Raw genomic sequence first — 23,749 nt, 5'->3', positions numbered from 1 at the left:
GGCACGCGGCGGCCCGCCTTTTCCTGCCACCCCCCTGAAAGAAGAGGCGCAGCAGACTTGAAGCGTACTCGCATACTGGTCGGCGGTCTCGCCGCCGCGTTGACGCTCCCGTTCGCGGCGACGCTCACCGCCGCTCCGGCCCAGGCGCACGAAGACGCGCTGCACTGGGAGAACTACGAGAAGGTCACCCTCACCAAGGACGTCGGCGAGCCGATCGACATGGCGATCCTGCCGGACAGCCGGGTGCTGCACACCGCCCGCAACGGCGACATCCGGATGACCGACCCCGCCACCGGCGTCACCAAGGTCGTCAACACGATCGACGTCTACAACAACTCCGAAGACGGCCTGCAGACGATCGGCCTCGACCCCGACTTCGCGAACAACAAGTGGGTCTACGTCTACTACGCCCCCAGGAAGATGACCGGGCCGTACCCGGAGACGACTCCGACCGGCTCCGCGCCCAACTCCCTGCCCGCGGGCGCCGACGAGTCGTACTGGGACCAGTGGAAGGGCTACAACCAGCTCTCCCGGTTCAAGTGGGACGGCGACAAGCTCGACCTGTCCACCGAGCAGGTCATCATCAAGGTCGGGACCAACCGCGGGCAGTGCTGCCACGTCGCGGGTGACTTCGACTGGGACGATGACGGCAACCTCTACCTGGCCACCGGTGACAACACCCCGGCCAGCACCCCCGGCGCCAACGGCATGGCACCCAACAACGACGCCCCCGGCATGAACCCCGGCTTCGACGACCGCCGCGGCGCGGGCAACACCAACGACCTGCGCGGCAAGATCCTGCGGATCAAGGTGGGCGCGGACGGCTCCTACACCGTCCCGGACGGCAACCTGTTCCCGAAGGGCACCGCCAAGACCAGGCCCGAGATCTTCGTGATGGGCGTGCGGAACCCGTTCCGCATGGACGTCGACGGGAAGACCGGCACGCTGTCGTGGGGCGACTACGGACCGGACGCCGGCGCCGCCGACCCCAACCGCGGCCCGATGGGGTACGTCGAGTGGAACGTCACCCCGCTGAACAAGCCGATGAACGGCGGCTGGCCGTACTGCACCGGCGACAACTTCAACTACAACCACTGGGACTACGCGAACTCCAAGCCGCGTGAGTTCTTCGACTGCGCGGGCGGTCCGACCAACAACTCCGTGTGGAACACCGGCCTGGAGAAGCTGCCCCCGGCGACCCCGGCCGACCTGTACTACGGCGACCGCGCGAGCGACCAGCCGGCCGAGTGGTCCGGGCTGACCGAGTTCGACCCGGTGCAGAACGGCCAGGCCCCGATGGGCGGCCCGGTCTACCACTACGACGCGGACAACCCCTCGACGACGAAGTTCCCCGCGTACTGGGACAACAAGTTCTTCTTCGGGGAGTTCTCCCAGGACTACCTGGCAGCGTTCACCGTGTCCGGCCCGGACGGCCCGGTGTCGAAGATCGAGCAGGTCCTGCCGAACGCCGAGCTGACCAAGATGGCGATGCCCATCACGGACAACCCGATGGACCTCGAGTTCGGCCCCGACGGGGCGCTGTACGTGCTCGAGTACGGCGACGGCTTCTTCCGCGCCAACCCCGACTCGGGCCTCTACCGCATCGACTACTCGCCCGGCAACAAGGCGCCGCAGGCGAAGATCACCGTCGACAAGACGTCGGGCAGCCAGGCGCCGCTCACCGTCCAGTTCAGCGGCGCCAAGTCCACCGACTCCGAGGCGGGCGACCTCACCTACGAGTGGGACTTCGACGGCAACGGCACCTTCGACGCCAAGGGCGTGACCGCGAGCCACACCTACGACAAGCTCGGGCAGTACACCGCCCGGCTCCGCGTCACCGACGCGGGCGGCAGGTTCGGCCTCGCCACGACCGAGATCACCGTCGGCAACACCGCGCCCACGGTCAGCATCGAGACCCCCGGCGACGGCGGCTTCATCGACTGGGGCAACGCGGTTCCGTTCAAGGTCAAGGTGACCGACCAGGAGGACGGCGACAACCCGACCTGCAGCAGGGTCGCGTGGACCTTCGGCCTCGGCCACGACACGCACGCCCACCCGATCACCACGGGCACCGGCTGCACCGTCACCTGGGCGACCCCGGCCGACGCGCCCGAGCACGGCGAGACCGAGAACATCTTCGGCGTCGTCGTGGTCAGCTACCGCGACAACGGCGCCAACGGCATCCCCGGCGCGAGCAGCGACGCGACGCTGATCCTCAACCCGAAGCTCATGCAGGCCGAGCACGGGGACGACAGCAAGGGCGTCACCAAGACCCAGGACGAGACGGCGTCCGGCCTCAACAAGGTCACCTCGTTCGACGCCGGCGACTACATCGGCTACGACCCGGTGAACTTCTCCGGCATCACCTCGGTGAAGACCGTTGCCACCGGAGCGGGCACCCTGTCGCTGCGCTGGAACTCGCCGACCGCGGCCCCGTTCGCGACCGTCGCAATCCCGGCCGGCGCCGGCTGGCAGACGGTGACGACCGACCTGAAGAACGCCCCCACGGGCAGCGGCAAGCTGTACGTCACCTCGACCGGCGGCGTGGACGTGGACGCGTTCACCTTCGCGGGCGACGGCGTCGCCGACAAGACCCCGCCGACCGTGACGGCCACGCTCAACCCGGCCCAGCCGAACGGTGAGAACGGCTGGTACACCGGCAACGTGACGATGACGGTCACCGCGACCGACAACGGCACGGTGTCGAGCCGGCAGTACTCGATCAACGGCGGCACCACCTGGTCGAACGCCAACAACCCGGTGACGTTCAGCACCGAGGGCGCCACGGAGGTCCGCTACCGCGCGACCGACAGCGGCGGCAACGTCTCGCAGATCGGCACCGTCACGGTGAAGATCGACAAGACCGCGCCCGCGCTGACCGTGAGCGGCGTCGAGTCCGGCGACCACGGCGACTCCACCTCCATCACGCCCGTCTTCTCCGCCACGGACGCGGCGTCCGGGGTGGCGAGCGTGACGGCGGCCGTCGGCGACCTGCAGGTCGAGTCGGGCGAGGCGCTGCCCCTGTGGAAGCTGCCGCTCGGCGAGAACGAGCTGGTCGTGACCGCCAAGGACAAGGCCGGGCAGACCACGAAGAAGTCCGTGACCTTCACCGTCACGACCTCCTTCGAGGACGTGAAGGCCCTCCTCACCGCCTTCCGGAGCGCCGGCACGCTGACCGAGGACGGCGACGTCCTGATCGCGCAGCTCGACCAGGCGGCCGGCCAGGCCGGCATGGGCAAGAAGGACAACGCGATCAAGGCCCTGGAGCGGTTCACCGGCTTCGCCGGCGACCCCAAGAGGGTGACCGACAAGGCCGCGAGCGACGCGCTCATCCGCGACGCGAAGGCGCTCATCGAGCGGCTGCGCGGCTAGCCAGACGTCCCGTGGGTCCGGCCCGGCCCGGCCGGACCCACGGGGCCCTACACCCCCCACAGCCTTCTCACCCCCCGAAAACAGAGGCGCCGGCGACCACGGCGGCATCGTGATGCCATCGTGATCGCCGGCGTCGAACTGTCCACATCGGCGAACCGATGTAAAGGACATGAGGCGAATCCGGTACGGCGCGGCGGCCCTGGCGGCCGTCGCCTTTCTGTTGACGGGGTGCGGCGGCTCGGGCGAATCCAGCAGCGACACGGCCGGCAGCGCCGCCGCTCCCATGGCGCCGGCCGGGGAGGCCGCCACGGCCGGGGCCACGGACCAGAGCGGGGGACGGGCGCCCGCCACGGGTGACGCGAGCGGCGGGCAGGAGAAGACCAGGATCGACCCGGCCGACCGGGCGATCATCTACCAGGCCGAGCTCACCGTCGAGGCCAAGGACGTCACGGCGGCGGCCGACCGCGCGAAGGCGATCGTGACGGGCGCGGGCGGGTACGTCGCCGAGGAGCGCAGCGAGTCCGTCTCCGGCGGCGACCGGTCGACGATCGCGTTCAAGGTGCCCCCGGCGCGCTACGCCGACGTGCTGGCCCAGCTCGGACGCGACCTCGGCACACGCACGTCGGTGCAGCAGAACGCGCAGGACGTCACCGAGGAGGTCGCCGACGTCGCCAGCCGGGTGAAGTCGGCCGAGGCCGCCCTCGGGCAGTTCCGTACGCTGCTGTCGAAGGCGAACAAGATCGGCGAGATCCTGGAGATCGAGCGGGAGATCTCCAGCCGCGAGGCCGATCTGGAGTCGCTGCAGGCCAGGCAGAAGGCCCTGGAGGCGCAGACCGGCATGGCCACCGTGACGCTCACCCTGGTGCTCCCGCCCAAGCCCTGGGCCCGGCCCGAGAAGAAGGAGGACGAGACCGGCTTCCTCGCCGGCCTGCGCGCCGGGTGGGACACCCTGACCGCGTCGACCGTGATGGCGCTGACCGTGCTGGGCGCGCTGCTGCCCTGGATCGTCGTGGCCGGGGTGGTGTGGCTGGCCGTCCGGGTCATCATGCGCCGGATGCGCCGCCGTGCCGCCCCGCCGGCCGGTCCCGTGCCCCCCGGTGCCGTACCCCCCGGGCCCGTTCCTCCCGGGCACGGGCCCGGCTTCCCGGCGGGTCCCGCGCCCACGGGCGGCCCCGCCGGGCAGCCGCACCTCGGCTCGCCCGAGCCGGCTCCCCGCGAGGACCGCGAGGACCGGGACGAGAACCAGGATCAGGGCCGGGAATCCGAGCGCACGCCGGGGTAGGGATCCAGCGCCTCAGCGGGCCGACGACTCGTGGACGAAGTCGGTGAGCCGGGCGAGCTGGTCGGGGTCGGTCGAGGGAAGCACGCCGTGGCCGAGGTTGAACACGTGCCCCTCGGCCACCCGGCCGCGTTCGAGCACGTCCCTGGCCCGCCTCTCGACGACCTCCCAGGGCGCGAGCAGGATCGCCGGGTCGAGGTTGCCCTGCAGGGCCTTGCCGGCGCCCACGCGCAGCGCGGCCTCGTCGAGGGGCACCCGCCAGTCGACGCCCACCACGTCGGCGCCGGCCTCGCCCATGAGGCCGAGCAGCTCGCCGGTGCCGACGCCGAAATGGATGCGCGGCACGCCGAGGTCCGCCAGGCCGGCGAAGATCCTGCCGGTGTGCGGCAGCACGTAGGTGCGGTAGTCCTGCGGCGCGACCGCGCCCACCCACGAGTCGAAGAGCTGGACGGCCGAGGCCCCCGCCGCCACCTGCACGCGCAGGAAGGCGAGCGTGATCGCGCCGAGCCGCTCCATCAGCTCGTGCCACAGCTCGGGCTCGCCGTACATCATGGCCTTGGTGCGGTCGTGGTTCTTGGAGGGGCCGCCCTCGATCAGGTACGACGCGAGCGTGAAGGGCCCTCCGGCGAAGCCGATCAGCGGGGTGCCGCCCAGCTCGCCGGTGAGCGCGCCGACCGCCTCCGTCACATAGGGGACGTCGTCCGGCTCCAGCGGCCGCAGGACCTCCATGCCCGCCTTGTCGCGGATGGGGGTTCCGACGACCGGGCCGACGCCCGGCTTGATGTCAAGGTCGACGCCGACGGCCTTGAGCGGGACCACGATGTCGCTGAAGAAGATCGCCGCGTCCGTGCCGTACCTGCGGACCGGCTGCATGGTGATCTCGACCACGAGGTCGGGCGTGGCGCAGGCGGTGAGCATCTCGACGCCCGCGCGCACCCTGCGGTACTCGGGCAGTGACCGCCCGGCCTGGCGCATGTACCACACGGGCGTGTACGGAACGGGCTCGCGCCGGCAGGCGCGAATGAAAACGGAATCGGCGAGCTGGGGTTTCACGGCACCAGCCTGCCATGTCCCCACGCCGCCCTGTGCCCGGACCCACGACCTGGGGCTCCAGAACGACGCGAGGATGGCCGTTGATCGCGTAAGGTGAACCCCATCCCCTCCTGTGAGTCATCTCACAGCTCGGCAATGTGTTCGCCAATCGGCCATCCGGCATCGATTCCAATACCACTTTCGAGACACGCCGAGTGCGATGCGGGGAAATGTCGCCGGGACGTGCCAACGTCGGATCAGTCCCGAGCGACCGCCACGACCGTGGATCCGACGAGAGGCCCCGGAGCGATGACTTCGATGTGGAGTTCCCCCGAACGCCGCACTGAGCACTGTGCCGGCAGCGACGCCGCGCGCCCCGCCCGCACGCGCGGACGCGCCCCGGCACGGACGGCCGACCGGGTGACGGCTCGACTGGCGGCGACGGTTTGACGACTTCCGATGCCCCCCACAGCCACCCCCCTGCTTCGCGCTCTCCCGAATCCGACCTACTCTTCCGTCATGACCCTCGGTGAACCGCCCGCGCCTCCCGCCGCCTTCCGGCGCGCGCTGGAGACGCTGCGCCCCGCCGAGGTACGGCCGGAGATCGAGCTGGAGGACATCCCCGCACCCCAGCGGCTCGCGCCGTATTCCGGTGCGGTCGGGGCCTCCGTGTACCGTGACGACGACGAACTCGCCGTCGGCCGCCTGATCATGCTGTTCGACCCCGAGGGCCAGCGCGGCTGGGAGGGGCCGTTCCGCCTCGTCGCCTACGTACGCGCCGACATGGAGCCGGAGATGACCACAGACCCGCTGCTGGGGCCGGTGGCCTGGAGCTGGCTGACCGAGGCGCTCGACGCCCACGGCGCGAGGTACGCCGCGGTGGGCGGCACGGTCACCCGCGCCGTCTCGGAGGGATTCGGCGGCAAGGCGGACGACCCCGTCACCACCGAGATCGAGCTGCGGGCCTCGTGGTCGCCGCTCGACGAGGACCTGTCGTCGCACGCGGCCGCCTGGTGCGACCTCATGTGCCTGGCCGCCGGCATCCCCCCGCTGCCGCCCGACGTCGCCACGCTGCATCGGCGCCCCGCCCGCCGAGATGATCCGAAAGTTCCTTAGCCCGTGACAGAACCCGTAGTCCAGCCTCTGTTGGAGCCGCGCGAGGGAATCCCGCCCGTCATCGAGGACTCCGCCGCGCTCGCGGCCGCCGTGGACGCCTTCGCCCGTGGGACGGGGCCGGTGGCCGTCGACGCCGAGCGTGCCTCCGGATACCGCTACAGCGGCCGCGCCTACCTGGTGCAGCTGCGCCGGGCCGGTGCGGGCACCGCGCTGATCGACCCCGTCAAGTGTCCCGACCTGTCGGCCCTGGACGAGGCCGTGCGCGACACCGAGATCGTCCTGCACGCCGCGAACCAGGATCTGCCGTGCCTGGCCGAGCTGGGCTTCCGCCCGCGGCGGCTGTTCGACACCGAGCTGGCCGGGCGGCTGCTCGGCTACGAGCGGGTCGGGCTGGGGACCATGGTCGAGCTCGTCCTCGGCCTGCGGCTGGAGAAGGGGCACTCCGCGGCCGACTGGTCGGCCCGCCCGCTGCCCGAGGACTGGCTGCGCTACGCGGCGCTCGACGTGGAGGTGCTGGTCGAGCTCCGCGACGTCCTGCACGACGAGCTGGCCGCCACCGGCAAGCTGGAGTGGGCGCTGGAGGAGTTCGCGTCGATCCTGGCCGCTCCCGCCCATCCCCCGCGTACCGACCCGTGGCGGCGCACCTCGGGCATCCACCGGGTGCGCACGCTGCGCGGGCTCGGCGTGGTGCGGGAGTTGTGGACGCTGCGCGACGAGATCGCGCGGGAGGCCGACCTCGCGCCGGGCCGTGTGCTGCCCGACTCGGCGATCGTGCAGGCCGCCCTCGACCAGCCGCGCACGACCAAGGCCCTCACCGAGATCACCCCGTTCGTCGGCCGCAGCGCCCGCCGCCACCTCAACGACTGGCTGGCGGCGGTGAACCGGGCCCGCACGATGCCGGAGGCGGCGCTGCCGCAGCCCGTGGGGCCCGGGGACGGCCCTCCCCCGGCCAACCGGTGGGCCGACCGCGACCCGGCCGCCGCCAAGCGGCTCGCGGCGGCGCGGGCCGTCGTCGCCGCGCTCGCCGACGAACACCGCATGCCGACCGAGAACCTGCTCCAGCCCGACGCCGTACGCAGGCTGACCTGGGAGCCGCCCGCGCCGATCAACGAGGAGACCGTGGCGGCGCGGCTGCGCTCACTGGGCGCGCGGGAGTGGCAGATCGGCCTGACCGTCCACCCGCTGGCCAAGGCACTGGAGCGGCTGGAGATCAAAGGAGAGGTGTGACATGCGGGGCTGCGGCCCGGACGTGGAGTCTTCCTTCGGCCACCGCCTGCACCACGTCCAGCTCGCCGTTCCGCCCGGGGCGGAGGACGACTGCCGCGCCTTCTACGTGGGCGTGCTCGGGATGACCGCGATCGGCGAGCCCCCCGTGCTCGCCGCGCGCGGGGGCCCGGCCACCGCCGCTTCTACGCCCACGACAACGTCGGCAACCGCCTGGAGTACCTCGAACCGGCGTGAACACGTGGCGGCTCCCGGACGCGCGGCCGTCGCCGGCGCGCCCCCGGGAGCCTGTTCGCTCAGCGCGCGTCGTCGTCGTTGACCACGAGCCGGGCGAAGCCGCGGCCGATCGTCGCGTTGACCGGCGCCGAGGCGACCACCTGGTAGGACTGCGGCGCGGACGCCACCGCGGTGTCGCCGTTGACGGGCACCCGGAAGGACGCCTCCAGGGACCTGGCCGGGATGACGACCTCCTGCGCCGCCGAGGCGATCACCGGGGCGGCCCCGGTCGCGATCGTCTGGATCTGGACCGTCACCGGCGTGGCGCTCTTCTCCGACAGCCGCACCGTCATCGTGGCCGTGCCCGGCCCGTCGCCCTCGTCCACCGTGGCGCCCTCCACCGACACCTGCGGCAGCCTGTCGGTGCGGGCCTCACCCGCGGCCGTCGCGGTGAACGCGAGATCCGCGAGGTAGACCGCGCCCTTCCGGCTCGCACCCGAGATCCGGATCTCGCTGATCTGCTGCGGCTTGACGCCGGTGAGCGAGCTCAGCGGGACGCGGACCGTGCGCAGCCAGGTCTTGGGCAGCGGCGAGGACGTGCCGGGGAACGCCGTGAGCGCGTCGCCGACCTCGGACACCTTGACCGTCCGGGACGCGCCGTGCCTGTCGACGATCTCGACCGCGAGGTCCACGTCGCCGGTCGCCGTCTCGTCCCTCGCCGCGCGGAAGGTGAGCGCGTCGTAGCGGGAGACGTTCTGGTCCGGCGTGTCCAGCGGCACCGTCACCGTGCCCGTGGGGTCGCTCCAGGAGAACCGCAGCACCGGTGTCGAGGCGACGTTGGTCGCGTACGTCGCGGGCGTCCAGGACGGCGCCTGCGCGGTGGTCAGCGTGGAGGCGCACGACGGCAGGCCGCTCTGCGGCGAGCGGTCGAGCATCCCGGCGCAGACGAACGCGGCGGCCGAGCCGGAGACCCGCGCGGACGGCGCGAGCGACGCGAAGGAGGCCACGTCGAGGCGCTTGCCCGCGGGCGCCTGGGCGACCGCGTGCACGACGGCCCGCCCGGCGGAGGCGGTGGTGCCGCCGCTGCCGTCGAACAGCGGCAGCAGGCCCTGCTCGCCGCCCTGGACCAGGCGGAAGAACCCCGCGATGTACGCGGTGCCGACCGCGTACTGCTCGGCGGCGGTCAGCCGCGACGGCGCGGTGCCGCCGCAGACGGGGTCGTTGCGGTTCGACCAGTCGTCGGACGCGGGCGCGTGCGCCACGCCCGGTGTCCACTCGGTGTTGAAGAAGTTGTGGTCGGCACCCATGACCATCAGCGAGGAGCGGAAGGCCGGGTCGCCGTCCACGGCGTACCGGGAGTCGTCGTAGAAGTGCTGGCCCTGCTGGTTGGAGACGTCCCCGTCGCAGTACGGCAGGATGACGGCCATCGGCGTGCCGGGCAGGGTCGCCCGCGCGAAGTCCGTCGGGGCGAGCGGGAGCACCGCCCTGATGCCGTAGGGCCTGGCCCTGCCCGCGTTCATCAGCGCGGCCTTGACGACGCCCTCGCCTCCGCGCGAGTGGCCCATCAGGCCGACGTCGGACATGTCGAGGCGGCCCTTGAACAGGCTCACCAGCTTCGCGTCGCCCACGCCCTCGTCGGCGTCGGCGAGCAGGTCGAGGTGCCGCATGACGACCTCGCCCCGGGCCAGCGCGCCCCGGTCCTCGCTGTAGGGGTTGTCGGCGGCGTTGACGCCGTTGGCGCTGACCGAGACGACGACGTATCCGTGGCCGGCGAGCACGTCGGCGGGGCCGTCGTAGCCCTGGTAGCTGGCGATGGGCCGCTGCCCCGCCGGGCAGGGCCACTGGGTGTTGGACGTCGTCCAGGCCGTGGGGTCGTAGCAGGCCGAGTGGCGGCCGTGCAGGAAGACGACCAGCGGGCGCCTGCCGCGGGCGCCTTCCGGCAGGTAGACCTTCGCCCGGATCTCGGCCTGACGGCCGCCGAGCCCCTCCAGGGTGATGGCGGTGTCGCCGAGGTCGTACTCGTCGTGGGTCACGGCGTACGGACCGGGCGCGGCGGGGTCGACGGGCACGGGAGCCGGCTTGCCGTGCGTCTTGGCGGGCGGGTCGGCGGGCGTGGGCGCGGCCTTGCCGGCGGCCGCCGCGGTGGCCTCGGGCACCTCGCCGTTCCAGGCCACGTCGACGGACGACGCCGTGGCGACGGCGGGGTCGGGGGTGACGACGGTCAGCGTCATGCCGTCGGGCGACTCCTCGGCCGGGCCGAGCGACCGGCCGTCCGCCGCGAGTTCGGGGACGGCGTCGCGGACCGGCAGCGGCTTGTTCAGGTGGAGGGTGACCCGGTGGCCGCCGCCGACGGGTTCGACAGTCCAGGTGCCGTCCTCGCCGGGCGAGCCGGGCGAGCCGGGCGGCGCGGCGTGCGCGGATCCCGTGAGGAGGGAGGTGGACAGGGTCGCGGCCGTGACGGCCGCGGCGAGCGCCTTGGCCCAGGCGCGCACAGGAGAGCGCATTGGTTCCTTTTCGAGTGCAATGCCCCAAGAAAGCCGCCCACGAGAGCTACAGGAGGGATTCTTGAGGTTTGAGGGGTTGCACCCCGAATGAGATCGCCACTGGCAACATGCGCTGATTCCTGCCGGTTTCCGACCGGTTAACGATCACTCACAGGCGCGGCGGACCCGCCGATCCCGGGACCGGTTACTGACCAGTAGCATAGGGGACCGGAAGCTACCGACAAGTAGGAGCGAACCCGTGCCTGCGTCCCGTGAAGTCGTCTTCGTCGACGGCGTTCGGACGCCTTTCGGCAAGTCGGGCCCGAAGGGCCTGTACGCCGAGACGCGTGCCGACGACCTGGTAGTCCGCGTCATCCGCGAGCTGATGCGGCGCAACCCCGGCCTCCCCCCGGAGCGGGTGGACGAGGTGGCCATCGCGGCCACCACCCAGATCGGCGACCAGGGCCTGACCATCGGCAGGTCCGCGGCGGTGCTCGCCGGCCTGCCGAAGTCCGTCCCCGGCTACGCCGTCGACCGCATGTGCGCCGGCGCGATGACCGCCGTCACCACGGTGGCGGGCGGCATCTCCTTCGGCGCGTACGACGTGGCCATCGCCGGCGGCGTCGAGCACATGGGCCGCCACCCCATGGGCGAGGGGGTGGACCCCAACCCCCGGTTCCTGTCCGAGCAGCTCGTGGACGGCTCGGCGCTGGTCATGGGCATGACCGCGGAGAACCTGCACGACCGCTACCCGTCCATCACCAAGGAGCGCGCCGACGCCTTCGCCGTCGCCTCCCAGGAGAAGGTCGCCAAGGCGTACGCCGACGGCAGGATCCAGCGCGACCTGGTGCCGGTGGCCGCCCGCAAGGCCGCCGAGGGCTGGGGCCTGGCCACCGTGGACGAGGCGCCGCGCCCCGGCACGACGCTGGAGGGCCTGCGCACGCTCAAGACGCCGTTCCGCGCGCACGGGCGGGTCACGGCGGGCAACGCCTCCGGCATCAACGACGGCGCGACCGGCTGCATCGTGGCCGCCGAGGACGTGGCCGGGGAACTGGGCCTGACCCCGCGCATGCGCCTGGTGTCCTATGCCTTCGCCGGTGTGGACCCCGAGGTGATGGGCATCGGCCCGATCCCCTCCACCGAGCGCGCGCTGCGCCTGGCCGGGCTGTCCATCGACGACATCGGCCTGTTCGAGATCAACGAGGCGTTCGCCGTACAGGTGCTGGCCTTCCTCGAGCACTTCGGCATCGCCGACGACGACCCGCGCGTCAACCCGTACGGCGGCGCGATCGCGTTCGGCCACCCGCTCGCGTCGTCGGGCGTCCGGCTGATGATCCAGCTCTCGCGCGCGTTCGCCGAGCGTCCCGACGTCCGCTACGGGATCACCACGATGTGCGTCGGCATGGGCATGGGCGGCACGGTCATCTGGGAGAACCTGGCATGAGCACGATCGAGACCTGGAAGGCCCTCCTGGAGGGCAAGAACGCCGACGAGGTCGTCACCAAGGCGCTCGTGCGCGACGTCGAGCTTCCGTACGGCGCGGGCACGATGGCCCTGATCACGCTCGACAACGGCCTCGACCACACCAAGCCCAACACCTTCGGCCCGCACGGCCTGCTCGCGCTGAACGACGCGCTCGACGCGATCGCCGCACGCTCCGGCCTCGCGGCCGTCGGCGTAGTCGGCAAGCCGTTCATCTTCGCCGTCGGGGCCGACCTCAAGGGCGCGGCGGCGGTGTCCTCCCGCGAGGAGGCGCTGGCCATCGGACAGCTCGGGCACCACGTGTTCCGCCGCCTCGGCGAGCTGGACGTGCCGTCGTTCGCGTTCGTCAACGGCGCGGCGATGGGCGGCGGGCTGGAGATCGCCCTGCACTGCACCTACCGCACCGTGTCGTCGGGCGTCCCGGCCGTCGCGACGCCCGAGTGCTTCCTCGGCCTGGTGCCCGGATGGGGCGGCACCCAGCTTCTCCCCCGCCTGATCGGTCCGGAGAAGGCACTGAAGCTGATCGTCGAGAACCCGCTGTCGCAGAACCGCATGATCAAGGGCCGCGACGCGTACGCCCTCGGGATCGCCGACGCGATGTTCGAGCCGGCCGACTTCGTCGAGGAGTCGCTGCGGTGGGCGGCCCAGGTGCTGCGCGGCGAGGTGACCGTCGAGCGGGCCGACCACACCGCCGCAGACTGGGCGCCGGTGATCGACCAGGCCAGGACCCTCGTGGACCTCAAGCTGCGCGGGGCCTCCCCCGCGCCCTACCGGGCGCTCGATCTCATGGCGCTGGCCCGTACGGCGTCGCGCGACGAGGGCTTCGCCGCGGAGGACGAGGCGCTGGCCGACCTGCTCATGAGCGACGAGCTGCGGGCCGGGCTGTACGCCTTCGACCTGGTGCAGCGCCGGGCCAAGCGACCGGCCGGCGCGCCGGACAGGTCACTCGCCCGCCCGGTCACCAAGGTCGGCGTCGTGGGCGCCGGGCTGATGGCCTCACAGCTCGCGCTGCTGTTCGCCCGCCGCCTGGAGGTCCCGGTCGTGCTGACCGACCTCGACCAGACCCGGCTCGACAAGGGCGTCGGCTACGTGCACGCCGAGGTCGACAAGCTGCTGGGCAAGGGCCGGATCTCCGCCGACCAGGCCAACCGGCTGAAGGGCCTGGTGACGGGGTCGCTGACCAAGGACGCCTTCGCCGACGCCGACTTCGTGATCGAGGCGGTGTTCGAGGACCTCGGCGTGAAGCAGAAGGTCTTCGCCGAGGTGGAGGAGGTCGTCTCCGAGACCTGCGTGCTCGCCACCAACACCTCCTCGCTGTCGGTCACCGACATGGCGGCCGGCCTGCGGCACCCGGAGCGGGTGGTGGGCTTCCACTTCTTCAACCCGGTCGCGGTGCTGCCGCTGCTGGAGATCGTCCGGGGCGCCGCCACCGACGACGCGACGCTGGCCACGGCCTTCGCGGTCGGCAAGACGCTGAAGAAGTCGTGCGTGCTGGTCAAGGACGCGCCCGCGTTCGTCGTCAACCGGCTGCTGACGAGGTTCATGGGCGAGGTCACGGCGGCGGCCGACGAGGGCACCCCGCTGGAGGTCGCCGACCACGCGCTCGACTCGCTCGGCCTGCCGATGACGCCGTTCGCGCTGCTCCAGCTCGTCGGCCCGGCCGTCGCGCTGCACGTCGCCGAGACGATGCACGCGGCGTTCCCGGACCGGTTCGGCGTCTCGGAGAACCTCGCCAAGCTGGTCGCGGCGGGCAAGCCGGGCCTCTACGGCCCGGACTTCCAGATCGACCCGGAGGTGCGGGCGCTGTTCGAGGGCGGCTCGTCTCCCTCGACGGCGGACGATGTGCGGCTGCGCGCGCTCCGGGCCCTCGCCCGAGAGATCAGGCTCATGCTCGACGAGGGCGTGGTCTCGGCCCCGCAGGACATCGACCTGTGCATGATCCTCGGTGCGGGCTGGCCGTTCCACACCGGCGGCATCACGCCCTACCTCGACCGGACGGGCATCTCCGAGGAGGTCACCGGCTCCCGCTTCCTGGAGCCCGGCGTCGCCTCCGTACCGGCCTGAGTTCTCCTACACGAGCCGCCCGGCCCGAGCTGACACGGCCCACGCCGGGCGGGCCCGCCCGATCCTTCCGCCACGGACCCGCGAACCACGAGACCGCGGACCCACCAGGCCCTCCATCCACAGGGCCGCGCGGAACAGCAGGGCTCCGCACCACAGGGGCCCCGACCCGAGCCGCCGCGCCGATCCGGCGCGGCGGCTCCCCATTACCGAAGCTGCGACCCGGGTGGGCTCTGAAGCCCTGGAACGCCGAGGATGTCACCCCTCCTCAGTATCTCTATGAGCAGGAAGGGAGCAGGACATGACAGCGCAGCCGCACGACTTCGTGCCCGGAGAGACGCCGTTGCCGGAGAAGAACCTGCGGGCCATACGCGCCGCGTTGACCATCCCCCAGGACCGTGAGGCGTTCGACGCGGGGCTGAAGGCAGCACTCGACGAGGTCAGGGTCAGCCTGGACCTGGGTGCACTGAACGCGTTCGTACACCGGTGGTGGATCTCCGCCTGCGACTCGCTACGCGATCCTGAAGGCCGCCGGCAGATGCACGAGCGGGCCGAACATGTCCTGGCCGGCGGACCCCGATCCGAGGGGAAGCCGTGGCGCGAGATTCTCGCCGCCCGCGGGATCGATGTGTAGGTGTACAAGCTCGTCATCGATCCGATAGCCGAAGAGCGAATCGCCGCGCTCCCTGAGGAAGCGCTGCGCCCGCTCGCGGAGTTGTTCACGCTTCTGGAGACCGTTCCGTGGAGCGGGGAACCGTACAACCGGGCCAAGCCGAGATCGAACTGCTCACCCACCCCTCCGGTGAACGAGGCCTAGCCACTAACGTCGTCCTGGAGGAGCAGCGTGAGAGCTACCTTGTTCGCCTCGAATGGCCATAGCTATCCGCCACCGAACTGATCACCCCGCCTCACCGGCAAGCGAGCCTCGATGTTCTCCTGGCGAGGTCCAGCGGCGACGAGGGCAGGGTCGACCTTGACCTGGGTGCGTTTCATGCCTTCGTGCATAGGTGGCGGATCTCCGAGCTGCCCGAGGAAACGCGGTGCCCGGCACCGCCCTGCTTCAGCACAGCAGACAACGCTCGACCGGCCGGGCCTGCCAGAGACCTTCCATGCCCCGGAAGCGACCGATGACGGCGGGGACGTCGTCGGGGTCCCTGAGCTTCAGGTGGTAGTAGGACACCCCGGCCGTGAAGTCGCTGTCGGTGCGGGCCCGCAGGTCCTTGGTGGCGTGCTCGGGATCCTCGAAGTAGAACGCCTCGACCTCCGGCGTGCCGCGGATGGCTTCGACGACCGCGTTCTGCTGTGCCGTGGTCAGGGGCTTACGGCAACCGGCTCCCTCCATCGGCTTACGCAGGCACAGGCGCAGCGTCACGTGCGCCTTGCCGTACCAGAAGCCGTCGCCCTGGGAGTAGACGCCGTCCACGCCTGGCAGCGCTTCGATCACGCGGGAGAATTCTTCGGACTTCGACCGGTCGAGCAGGACGCCGACGACGGTGTCGCTCATGTCTTCGCGGCCGAACTCGTGTCCGCCATCTCTGATCCAGGTGAGTTTGCCGGACTCCTGGTACTCCTTCCAGTCCTGCTCGGCCGAGCGGTACCTGACCTCGCGTACGTCGGAGCGGTCCTCGACCGCGGCGAGGACCGCCTTCTTCTCGGCCTCGGTCGCCGACGAACCGAAGCCCACCTCGAACGTGCCGGTCGTGGGCCAGGGGCCCGGTGGCGGCGGGAGAGGCCCCTGGGGCGGCCCGGCCGAGCCGGCCAGCAGGCGGGGCACCCCCCAGGCGGCGGCGATCAGCGTGGCGACGACAAGCGGACCCGCGATCCACAACAGTCGTGACCGGGAGGATCTCGGCTCGGTCCCATCAGACATGTCGGCGAATATGCCCAGTGATCCCCACGCGGTCAAGCAGCATCGGGGGCGGCCTCCGACCCTCCCGGCGAAGATCCTTGCTCTTACCCACCCCACGGATCACCAGACCGGAACACCGGGCCCCGAGGGCTGAGCCGCCGCGCCGGTTCTCGGCGCGGCGGCTCGCCGCGCTTCCGCACGCGGTCAGGCCGCGTGCCGGTAGGCGGGGTAGGTGAAGTAGCCGGAGTCGCCGCCCTGATACCAGGTGGACTCGTCCTGCGGCGCGATGGGAAGCCCCTGGCGCAGCCGCTCCACGAGGTCGGGATTGGCGATGAAGGCGCGGCCGAAGCTGATGAGGTCGGCGCCGAGCCCCAGCCAGTGATCGGCGGCCGCCTTGTCCGTCTGCCGGGGGCCCATCGGGAAGACCGGGTTGACGATGAGCGTGCCGGGCCAGGCCTTGCGCAGTTCGACGAGCACGTCCTCGTCGGTGGTGGCCTCGATGTGGACGTACGCCAGGTTCAGGGGGGCGAGTTCGGCGAGCAGCGCGCCGTACAGGTCGGGGACGTCGGTCTCCTCCGCGCCCCAAAAGCCCGCACCGGGCGAGAGCCGGATGCCCGTCCGGTCGCCTCCCACCGCCTCGGCGGTCGCCGACACCGCCTCCACGGCGAAACGGATCCGGTTGGCGATCGACCCGCCGTACGCGTCGGTGCGCAGGTTGGCGGTGCTCGACAGGAACTGGGCGATGAGGTATCCGTTCGCGCCGTGCAGTTCCACGCCGTCGAAGCCGGCGTCGACCGCCCGGACAGCGGCCTGCGCGTAGGACAGGGCCTGCTCGGGCACCTCGGCGGTCTCCAGTGCCCTCGGCACGGGCGCCGGCTTGGGCCCCGACGGGGTGAACACCTCGCCGGGAGCGGGGACGGCCGAGGGGCCCACCGGCCGCATCCCCGTGGTGTCGGGGTGGGAGACGCGGCCCCCGTGCATGATCTGGGCGAAGACGCGGCCGCCGTTGGTGTGGACCGCGTCGGTGACCGGCCGCCACGACGCGACCTGCTCGTCGGTGTACAACCCCGGAGTGCCCGGGTTGGACTGCCCGACGAGGCTCGGCTGCACTCCTTCTGTCACGATGAGCCCGGCGGTGGCGCGCTGGGCGTAGTAGGTCGCCATCGACGGTGTCGCGAGGCCGCCCGCGGCCGCGCGGACCCGGGTCATCGGGGCCATCACCACGCGGTTGGGCAGGGTCAGCGCGCCGAGCTCGTAGCGGTCGAAAAGGGTCGTCATTCCTGAGTGCCTTTCAGGGGGTTCCTGCGGAAGGACGCGTCCGCCGGCTGGACACGCGACTACGCTAAGACCTGACATTGACGTCAGAGGCAAGCGTTTGGGCCAAGGTTTTCCGACAGGAGGCGCGATGCGGATCGGCGAGTTGGCGTCGCAGGCGGGGGTGAGCGTCCGTTCGCTGCGCTACTACGAGGAGCAGGGCCTGCTCACCAGCACGCGCAGCCCCAGTGGCCAGCGCCACTACACCGACGGCGAGGTCGAGCGCGTACGGCTCATCCAGTGCCTGTACGCCGCCGGGCTCTCCAGCCGGACGATCGTCGAAGTGCTTCCGTGTGTCGACTCGCCGAGCGAGCGGAACTCCGACGAGGCGTTCGAACGGCTGATCCAGGAGCGGGACCGGATCAGCCGGCACATCGACGAGCTCCTGCGGGCCCGCGAGGCCCTCGACCTGCTCATCGACGTCAACCGCGCCCACCGCGCCCAGCTGACGCCTCGCTGACCCTGGACATGACGACGACGGCGCGGTCGCCCGTGCTGCCGGGCGACCGCGCCGCGGAAGCCGCCGGTCAGCGCTTGAACAGACGCGGCGCCAGGTCGATGAGGTTCTTCTGCCACACGTCCCAGCCGTGCGGGCCGGGGGTGACCCCGTCGAACTCGTAGCGGATACCGAGATCCTTCATCGTGGTCAGCGACGACATGAAGAACGGCTGCACGAAGTCGGTCTGGTCGCCGACGTACAGGCGCAACATCGTGGTCCCCTTGTTGATCGCCGCCACGTCGACGCCGGTACCGTCGCCGAACCAGGCGGAGAACGCCGCGACGTAGGCGAACTCCCCCGGGTACGCCTTGAGCACCCCGAGCGTCTGCACACCGCCCATCGAGAGGCCCGCGAGTGCCTGCCGCGACGGGTCGCTGGAGACGTTGTAGTGGGCGCGGGCCGCGGGAACGATGTTGTCCAACAGCTCCTTGTTGAAGTCGGACACGTTGCCGTTGCCCATCACGACCACCATCGGCACCAGCTTGCCGTCCAGGGACTCGTGGTCGAGGATCTGCTTGGCGCGGCCCATCTCGACCCAGTCCGTGTAGCTCTGACCGCTCCCGTGCTGGAGGTAGAGGACGGGATACGGCTCCGCGCGCTTCGCGTCGTATCCGGGCGGGGTCCACACCAAAGCGGTCCGGTCCGCATTCGCCACGGTGCTCCGGTAGGTCAGGCTCTCGACCTTTCCCCCCTGGCCGGCGGGAACGTCCGAGAGCAGGCGCGACCTCTCACCCGGGATGAAGAAGCTGCTCCAGTTCGGCTCGGAGGTCACCTTCGTCGGGTTCGACGCGTCCTTGACCGAGACCCGATCCACGATCCACTGGTAGTAGTAGAACCACGGGTCCAGCGGGCCCACGGTCACCCGCCACCGGTCGCCGTCACGGGACATCGGAACGCGGAGCCAGCTCCCGCCGGGAGCGTCGTTCGCCCACACCGTGACGTGCTTGGCGTCCTTGAAGTCCGTCGTGGTCTCGAAGGTGACGAAGCCGCCCTCGGACACGAACGGCGTCGGGGTGGTACCCGCCGGCGGCGGGGTGAACTCGCCCTTCAGTTGCCCGTGACCGGCGCTCGGACCGTGATTCGCCACCTTGTGGAACAGCCGGGGCACGAAATCGATCAGGTTCTCCTGCCAGGCGGTCCAGTTCGCCCCGGCGTCGGGGTTGACCCCGTCGAACTCGTACCTGACGCCGGCGTGCTTCAGCGCCTTCGTCAGGCGGACGGTCGCGTTGTAGGCGGGATCGGTCACGTTCCCGGTGTACAGACGCACCAGCTTGAGGTTGCGGTTGGTCGCGTTGGCCTTCACCCGGTCCACGCCGTTTGTCAGAAGACCCGAGAACGAGCCGGCGTAGGCGAACTGGCCCGGGCCGGTCAGCGCGGCGCGCAACGCCTGCGACCCACCCTCGGACACACCGGCGATCGCCTGATGCTCCCGGTCGCGATGGACGCGGTAGGCGTCCCCGACCGCCTTACGGAGGTCCTTGAGGTCCTTGTCGTCGTCCGGTCCGCGACCGTCGGTGATCACGACCACCATCGGCTCCATGGCGCCCTGAGCCGACAGGTTGTCGAGGATCTGCCTGGCACGGCCGAGGTCGAACCAGTCGGTGGCGCTCCTGTCCGTGCCTGACTGCAGGAACAGCACCGGATACGGCTTGCCGCCCCTGGCCGAATACCCAGCCGGGGTCCAGACCAGAGCCGACCGCTCCTCCTTCTTGGTCCGGTAGGTCAGGGTCTCGACCTTGCCGCCCTGCCCCTCAGGCACGTCCGCCAGCAGACGCGCCGAGTCGCCCGAAACGAGGAAGGTGCTCCACAGGGGCTTGGACGCCACGGTGGTGCCGTTCGTCGGATCCTTGAGACTCTTGGTGTCGTCGCCCGTGAGCTGATAGGAGTACAGCCCCGGCTTGAGCGGGCCGAGGGCCCCCGACCAGGTGTCGCCCCTGCGGGTCAGGCCGTACTCCGCCCAGGCGGAGGAGGGGCCGAAGTTGCCCTCGACCATCACCTGCGACACCTGGCCCATGTTGGCCTCGATATAGGCCGCCGGGACGGTGAACGACACGTAGCCGTCGTCCGAGACACTCAGCCACGGCGTGTCCGCCACCGCCGGCCGCGGCGCGACCAGAACCGACGCGAGCGCCATGACTCCGGCGACGATCACCGCCGAGAGCCGGCGCACGCCCTTGGGGCGCAGGCTGCCGTGATGGAACAACGTCATACCGAAACTCCCTTGATGGCCGACAGTGGTCGGTCCGACCTACCGACCTGACACATCGGTGGAATGCGGCCGTGAATTCCGCGTCCCGACCTCCGCCGTCACGGGCGCATTCACTCTCTTTTAGCCGCGAGCGCTATCAGTCCCGATTCCACCGAGTCAAGGTAATTGATACAGTTTGGAAACACAAGCCTCTGAAAGGACGCCGCCGAATCGCGCATGCCGACCAGGGCAGGGCGGCTCTGCCGGCGCCGGCTCGAGGGCACGTCACGTCCAGGGGAGCACGGCGAATATGGCGCCGGCCCCCCGGACGCAAGGGCGACCCCGTAAATGTCCGCTGCCCGGCGGCGATTGGCGCCGGACGGCCGGTTTTCTGCGAGCGACGCGTCCGGCGGTGAATCCTGTCCCCACCGGAAACGTAACCCGTAATGTTTACGGCGCAACCGTCGCCGGTGCTTGACCGGTCCTCATTACTGCCGTATCGCCGGGGGCCGCTGTTTTCCGGATCCCCGGCTGGTCAGCAGCAGCTGCCCACCGGGATGGGGGCCGGGACGATCGCCTCGACGTGATGGGCCGGAGCAACGACGCGGACCCCTGAAACCAGCCCAGCTCCGATCAACGCGGCGACCAGGAGGTGCTTCATGTGTCTGTTCATCTTTCCTCCCATTCGGACTGCCTTCCTTCGGGGAAATCAACGCCCTTCCTGACGGGAAAGTTCGGACGGCCCCGGAACGGTCAGCAGTGGCCGTGGATCTCGGCCTGCTCCGCGAGGGCGCGCCGCTCGTCATGCCTGTCGCCGCTCTCCCTGGCGATCCGTAACGACTCCGCGACGTGCCTCGCCGCCTCGCCGAGGTCGCCGAGCATCCGGGACGACCTGGCGAGCGCGACAAGGGCCTGAGAACGCTCCTGCGGCCCCTGCGCACAGGCGTCGAAGCTCGACAGCGAGTCCCGCAGATGCGCGCGGGCGGCGACGGCGTCCCCGGCCGCGAGGTACGCCTCCCCGAGACGCCGGAGCGTCATCGCCTCGTGCATCGCGTCACCCGCCTCCCGGGCGCGTCGCAGCGCCTGCCGCAGCGTTGCGACGGCCTCGGCGGGGGATCCGAGCACCAGACGCGCGTCGCCCGTCATCATCAGCGCATAGCGCTCGCCCACAGAGGACCCGACCCGGCGACTGATCGTCAACTGCCGCTCGGCGTACCGCAACGCCTCCTCCGGACGCTCCAGGAGGAGACAGGCGCTGGCGAGGTTGCCGAGCGCCCGCAGTTCTCCGAGGGGGTCTGCGAGCTCCCGGCACAGATCCAGCAGTTCGTTGAGGCACTTCAGTTCTTCCGCGTCGTGGTTGAGCAGGCGGTGCGCCATCGCCACCATCGCCAGCGCCTGTGCCTCGCTCCCCCGGTCCGCGAGCCGGCGCGCGGTCTGCAGCGACCTCGTGCCGAGCCAGAGCATCTCGTGACGGTATCCCTGCGCGGCGAGATGCCATTGCAGGCTGAGGGCCAGGCCGACGGCGAGACGGGCCGTCGCGGCATCCGCGTCCCAGGCCTGGCCGACGATAGTCATCAGGTTGGGCCGTTCCCGTTCCAGCCAGCGGGTCGCCTCTTCCCGATCGTGCAGCGGCTTGGGCGTCTGCGGCACCTCCGGCACGCCGGCATGCAGGCGGTGCGGGTCGATCACGCGCACGGCCGCGCTCGTGGTGGCGAGAAAGAAGCCGAGCACGCGGCGGAGCGCGGCCTTCCGCCGGTCCGGCGGTTCGGTGTCCAGTGCGCGCTCCTGCGCGTACAACCTGATGAGGTCGTGCATCGTGTAGCGGCCCGGAGTCGGGCTCTCCACCAGCCGCGCGTCGAACAGCCTCTCGATGACCTGCTCGGCGGCCCGCGGCGGCCGTTCGAGCAGCACGGCCACCGCCTCCAGGCCGAGATCGGGCACGCGCAGCAGCCCGACCATGCGGAAGGCCCAGGCGGCCTCGCGGTCGAGGGCCTGCCCGCAGTCGGCCAGGGCCGTGTAGCTGACCGCGATGCTGCTCCGCACGCCGGCATCCCCGGTGCGCAGCTCGTCCAGCCTGTTGCTCTCGTCCTCCAGGCGTTCGATGAGCATGTCGGCCGACCAGCCGGAGCGGCTCGCCAACCGGGCGCCGGCGACATGCAGAGCCAGGGGGAACCCGTCACAGAGGTCGGCCAGCCGTTCGACGGCTCGCTGCGAGAACCCGATGCCGCCGGCCTGGAACCGCCGGGCCAGCATGGCGACGGCCTCGCCCCGTGTCATGGGGCCGAGGTCGACGTGCGCGGCGGGAGCGGCCTGCGCCAGGTTCTGGCGGGACGTGAGCAGGACGGTGGAGCCGGGCGTCATCGGCAGGAGGGGACCGACCTGCTCGATCGAGGAGGCGTCGTCGAGAAGGAAGAGCACTCGCCTGTCGTGGAGGATCGTACGCAGGGCCGAGGCGGCCTCGTCGACGTCGGCGGGAACCTCCGACCCCGGCGTGCCGAACGTCCGCAGGAGCCGGCCGATCAGCTCGCCCGTGTTCAGCCGCCGCACCCCGGGCATCGCGCCGCGCAGGTTGACGTACACCTGGCCGTCGGGGAAGCGGGCCGCGGCCCGGTGCGCCACGTGAAGTGCCAGGGCGGACTTGCCCGCACCCGGCGGGCCGCAGATCGCCGCCACCGGCGTCGGCGGCGACCCGTCCGGCGGGTTCAGCCAGGTCTCGAGGCGGCTCAGCTCCCGCTCCCGGCCCACGAAGTGCGGCGCGTCCGAGGGAAGCTGCCTCGGCACCGCCGGAGGCCTCGCCGATGCCTCGCCGTCGGACGCCTTGGGGACGTCGCCCGCGGCATCCGGGGAGGGGGCGCCGAGGAGAAGTTCAGCGTTCCCGGCGAGGATTCGCTGGTGGAGCCGCTGGACGGGGTGACCCGGCTCCACACCGAGGTCCCCGACCAGGCGCGTTCTGAGCTCGTGGAAGGCCGCGAGCGCCTCCGCACGCCGGCCGTCACGCGCCAGGGCCAGCATCAGCTGGCCCCACGGGCGCTCACGCAAGGGGTTGTCGCGTACGCACTGCCGGAGCGGGCCGATCGCCTCCGTGTGCAGGCCGAGTTCGAGCCGCGCGTCGACCCAGTCTTCGAAGACCCCCAGCCGCTCCTCCCGCAGCCCTGCCGCGATCTCTTCAAGCGCGAGGGTGCGCGGCACGTCGTGGAAGGGGTCGTCGCGCCACAGCAGGAGGGCCCGCCGGAGCGTGGCCTCCCCCCGCCGTACGTCACCTGCCTGCAGCGTGCGACGCCCCTGCCGAGCAAGGTCCCTGAACGTGAGGAGGTCGAGCTCGCCGGGTCGTACGTCGAGGCGGTAGCCGTCTCCCACCGTCTCGATCGGTGCGGCCCCCGGATCCGCAGGCGACAGCAGCCGGCGCAGGGCCGAGATGTAGGTCTTGAGGTTGCCCCGGGCAGAACGGGGCGCGGCGCCGTCCCACAGATGCCTCACGAGCTGATCGGCCGTGACGGCCCTGTTGGCGCTCACGAGCAGGGCGACGACGGCCTGACGATGTTTGGGGCGGACGAGCGGGATCTCCCGGCCGTCCGCGTCGCGGACCCGGACGGAACCGAGGAGCCGGTAATCCACGCCGCCTCCACCCTGAGTC

Annotated in this window: 15 protein-coding genes; 9 read left to right on the top strand and 6 right to left on the bottom strand. The window is 71.3% G+C overall.

The window, feature by feature from the left end; translation table 11 throughout:
* Positions 1-57 precede the first annotated feature (57 nt).
* Entirely contained in the window at positions 58-3,372 is a 3,315-nt protein-coding gene (locus QSK36_RS02460) for a PQQ-dependent sugar dehydrogenase (protein ID WP_285781177.1), read from the top strand.
* 169 nt (positions 3,373-3,541) lie between these two features.
* Positions 3,542-4,654: a DUF4349 domain-containing protein gene (locus QSK36_RS02455; protein WP_285781176.1), complete on the top strand. Its 1,113-nt coding sequence runs from the start codon at positions 3,542-3,544 to the stop codon at positions 4,652-4,654.
* A gap of 12 nt (positions 4,655-4,666) precedes the next feature.
* Here QSK36_RS02455 and hemE read toward each other — a convergent pair whose 3' ends face one another.
* Positions 4,667-5,704, bottom strand: a complete 1,038-nt coding sequence (gene hemE / locus QSK36_RS02450) for a uroporphyrinogen decarboxylase (RefSeq protein WP_139574685.1) — start codon at positions 5,702-5,704, stop codon at positions 4,667-4,669.
* A gap of 498 nt (positions 5,705-6,202) precedes the next feature.
* On the opposite strand from hemE, the gene QSK36_RS02445 reads away from it, so the two are divergent.
* Together QSK36_RS02445 and QSK36_RS02440 are read left to right on the top strand one after the other, a co-directional pair.
* Positions 6,203-6,799 (top strand): DUF3000 domain-containing protein, encoded by a 597-nt coding sequence (locus QSK36_RS02445; protein WP_139574684.1) that lies wholly within the window; start codon positions 6,203-6,205, stop codon positions 6,797-6,799.
* 3 nt (positions 6,800-6,802) lie between these two features.
* Positions 6,803-8,026 carry an HRDC domain-containing protein gene (locus QSK36_RS02440; protein WP_183536331.1) on the top strand — a complete coding sequence of 408 codons (1,224 nt, stop codon included), beginning with the start codon at positions 6,803-6,805 and terminating at the stop codon, positions 8,024-8,026.
* A gap of 293 nt (positions 8,027-8,319) precedes the next feature.
* On the opposite strand, the gene QSK36_RS02435 is transcribed toward QSK36_RS02440, so the two are convergent.
* Entirely contained in the window at positions 8,320-10,743 is a 2,424-nt protein-coding gene (locus QSK36_RS02435) for an alpha/beta hydrolase (protein WP_285781175.1), read from the bottom strand.
* A gap of 238 nt (positions 10,744-10,981) precedes the next feature.
* Between QSK36_RS02435 and QSK36_RS02430 the strand changes: the two genes are divergently transcribed.
* The 4 genes from QSK36_RS02430 (at position 10,982) to QSK36_RS02415 (ending at position 15,082) form a co-directional block, all read left to right on the top strand.
* Entirely contained in the window at positions 10,982-12,166 is a 1,185-nt protein-coding gene (locus tag QSK36_RS02430) for a thiolase family protein (RefSeq protein ID WP_183536327.1), read from the top strand.
* Entirely contained in the window at positions 12,163-14,268 is a 2,106-nt protein-coding gene (locus QSK36_RS02425) for a 3-hydroxyacyl-CoA dehydrogenase NAD-binding domain-containing protein (RefSeq protein WP_285781174.1), read from the top strand. Before QSK36_RS02430 ends, QSK36_RS02425 begins: the two co-directional genes overlap by 4 nt.
* Before the next feature lie 298 nt (positions 14,269-14,566).
* The gene (locus QSK36_RS02420) at positions 14,567-14,899 is read left to right on the top strand and encodes a DUF6247 family protein (RefSeq protein WP_183536323.1); all 333 of its coding nucleotides are present in this window, start codon (positions 14,567-14,569) and stop codon (positions 14,897-14,899) included.
* Positions 14,900-15,082: a hypothetical protein gene (locus QSK36_RS02415; protein ID WP_285781173.1), complete on the top strand. Its 183-nt coding sequence runs from the start codon at positions 14,900-14,902 to the stop codon at positions 15,080-15,082. It begins immediately after the preceding gene.
* Positions 15,083-15,325: 243 nt separating this feature from the next.
* Here QSK36_RS02415 and QSK36_RS02410 read toward each other — a convergent pair whose 3' ends face one another.
* Positions 15,326-16,135 (bottom strand): permease-like cell division protein FtsX, encoded by an 810-nt coding sequence (locus QSK36_RS02410; protein WP_285781172.1) that lies wholly within the window; start codon positions 16,133-16,135, stop codon positions 15,326-15,328.
* Between the two features lie 183 nt (positions 16,136-16,318).
* Complete coding sequence (locus QSK36_RS02405; RefSeq protein WP_285781171.1) at positions 16,319-17,392, bottom strand: alkene reductase; 1,074 nt, start codon at positions 17,390-17,392, stop codon at positions 16,319-16,321.
* 127 nt (positions 17,393-17,519) lie between these two features.
* On the opposite strand from QSK36_RS02405, the gene QSK36_RS02400 reads away from it, so the two are divergent.
* Positions 17,520-17,888: a MerR family transcriptional regulator gene (locus tag QSK36_RS02400; RefSeq protein WP_183536316.1), complete on the top strand. Its 369-nt coding sequence runs from the start codon at positions 17,520-17,522 to the stop codon at positions 17,886-17,888.
* A gap of 67 nt (positions 17,889-17,955) precedes the next feature.
* Here the strand turns inward: QSK36_RS02400 and QSK36_RS02395 are convergent, their stop codons facing one another.
* Positions 17,956-20,136 carry an alpha/beta hydrolase gene (locus QSK36_RS02395; protein ID WP_285781170.1) on the bottom strand — a complete coding sequence of 727 codons (2,181 nt, stop codon included), beginning with the start codon at positions 20,134-20,136 and terminating at the stop codon, positions 17,956-17,958.
* Between the two features lie 732 nt (positions 20,137-20,868).
* Positions 20,869-23,730 carry an AfsR/SARP family transcriptional regulator gene (locus tag QSK36_RS02390; RefSeq protein ID WP_285781169.1) on the bottom strand — a complete coding sequence of 954 codons (2,862 nt, stop codon included), beginning with the start codon at positions 23,728-23,730 and terminating at the stop codon, positions 20,869-20,871.
* Positions 23,731-23,749: the final 19 nt, after the last annotated feature.

The sequence above is a fragment of the Microbispora sp. NBRC 16548 genome, assembly GCF_030268985.1.
In the GTDB taxonomy this organism is placed as follows: Bacteria; Actinomycetota; Actinomycetes; order Streptosporangiales; family Streptosporangiaceae; genus Microbispora; species Microbispora catharanthi.
This window is presented reverse-complemented; position numbering and strand designations above follow the sequence as displayed.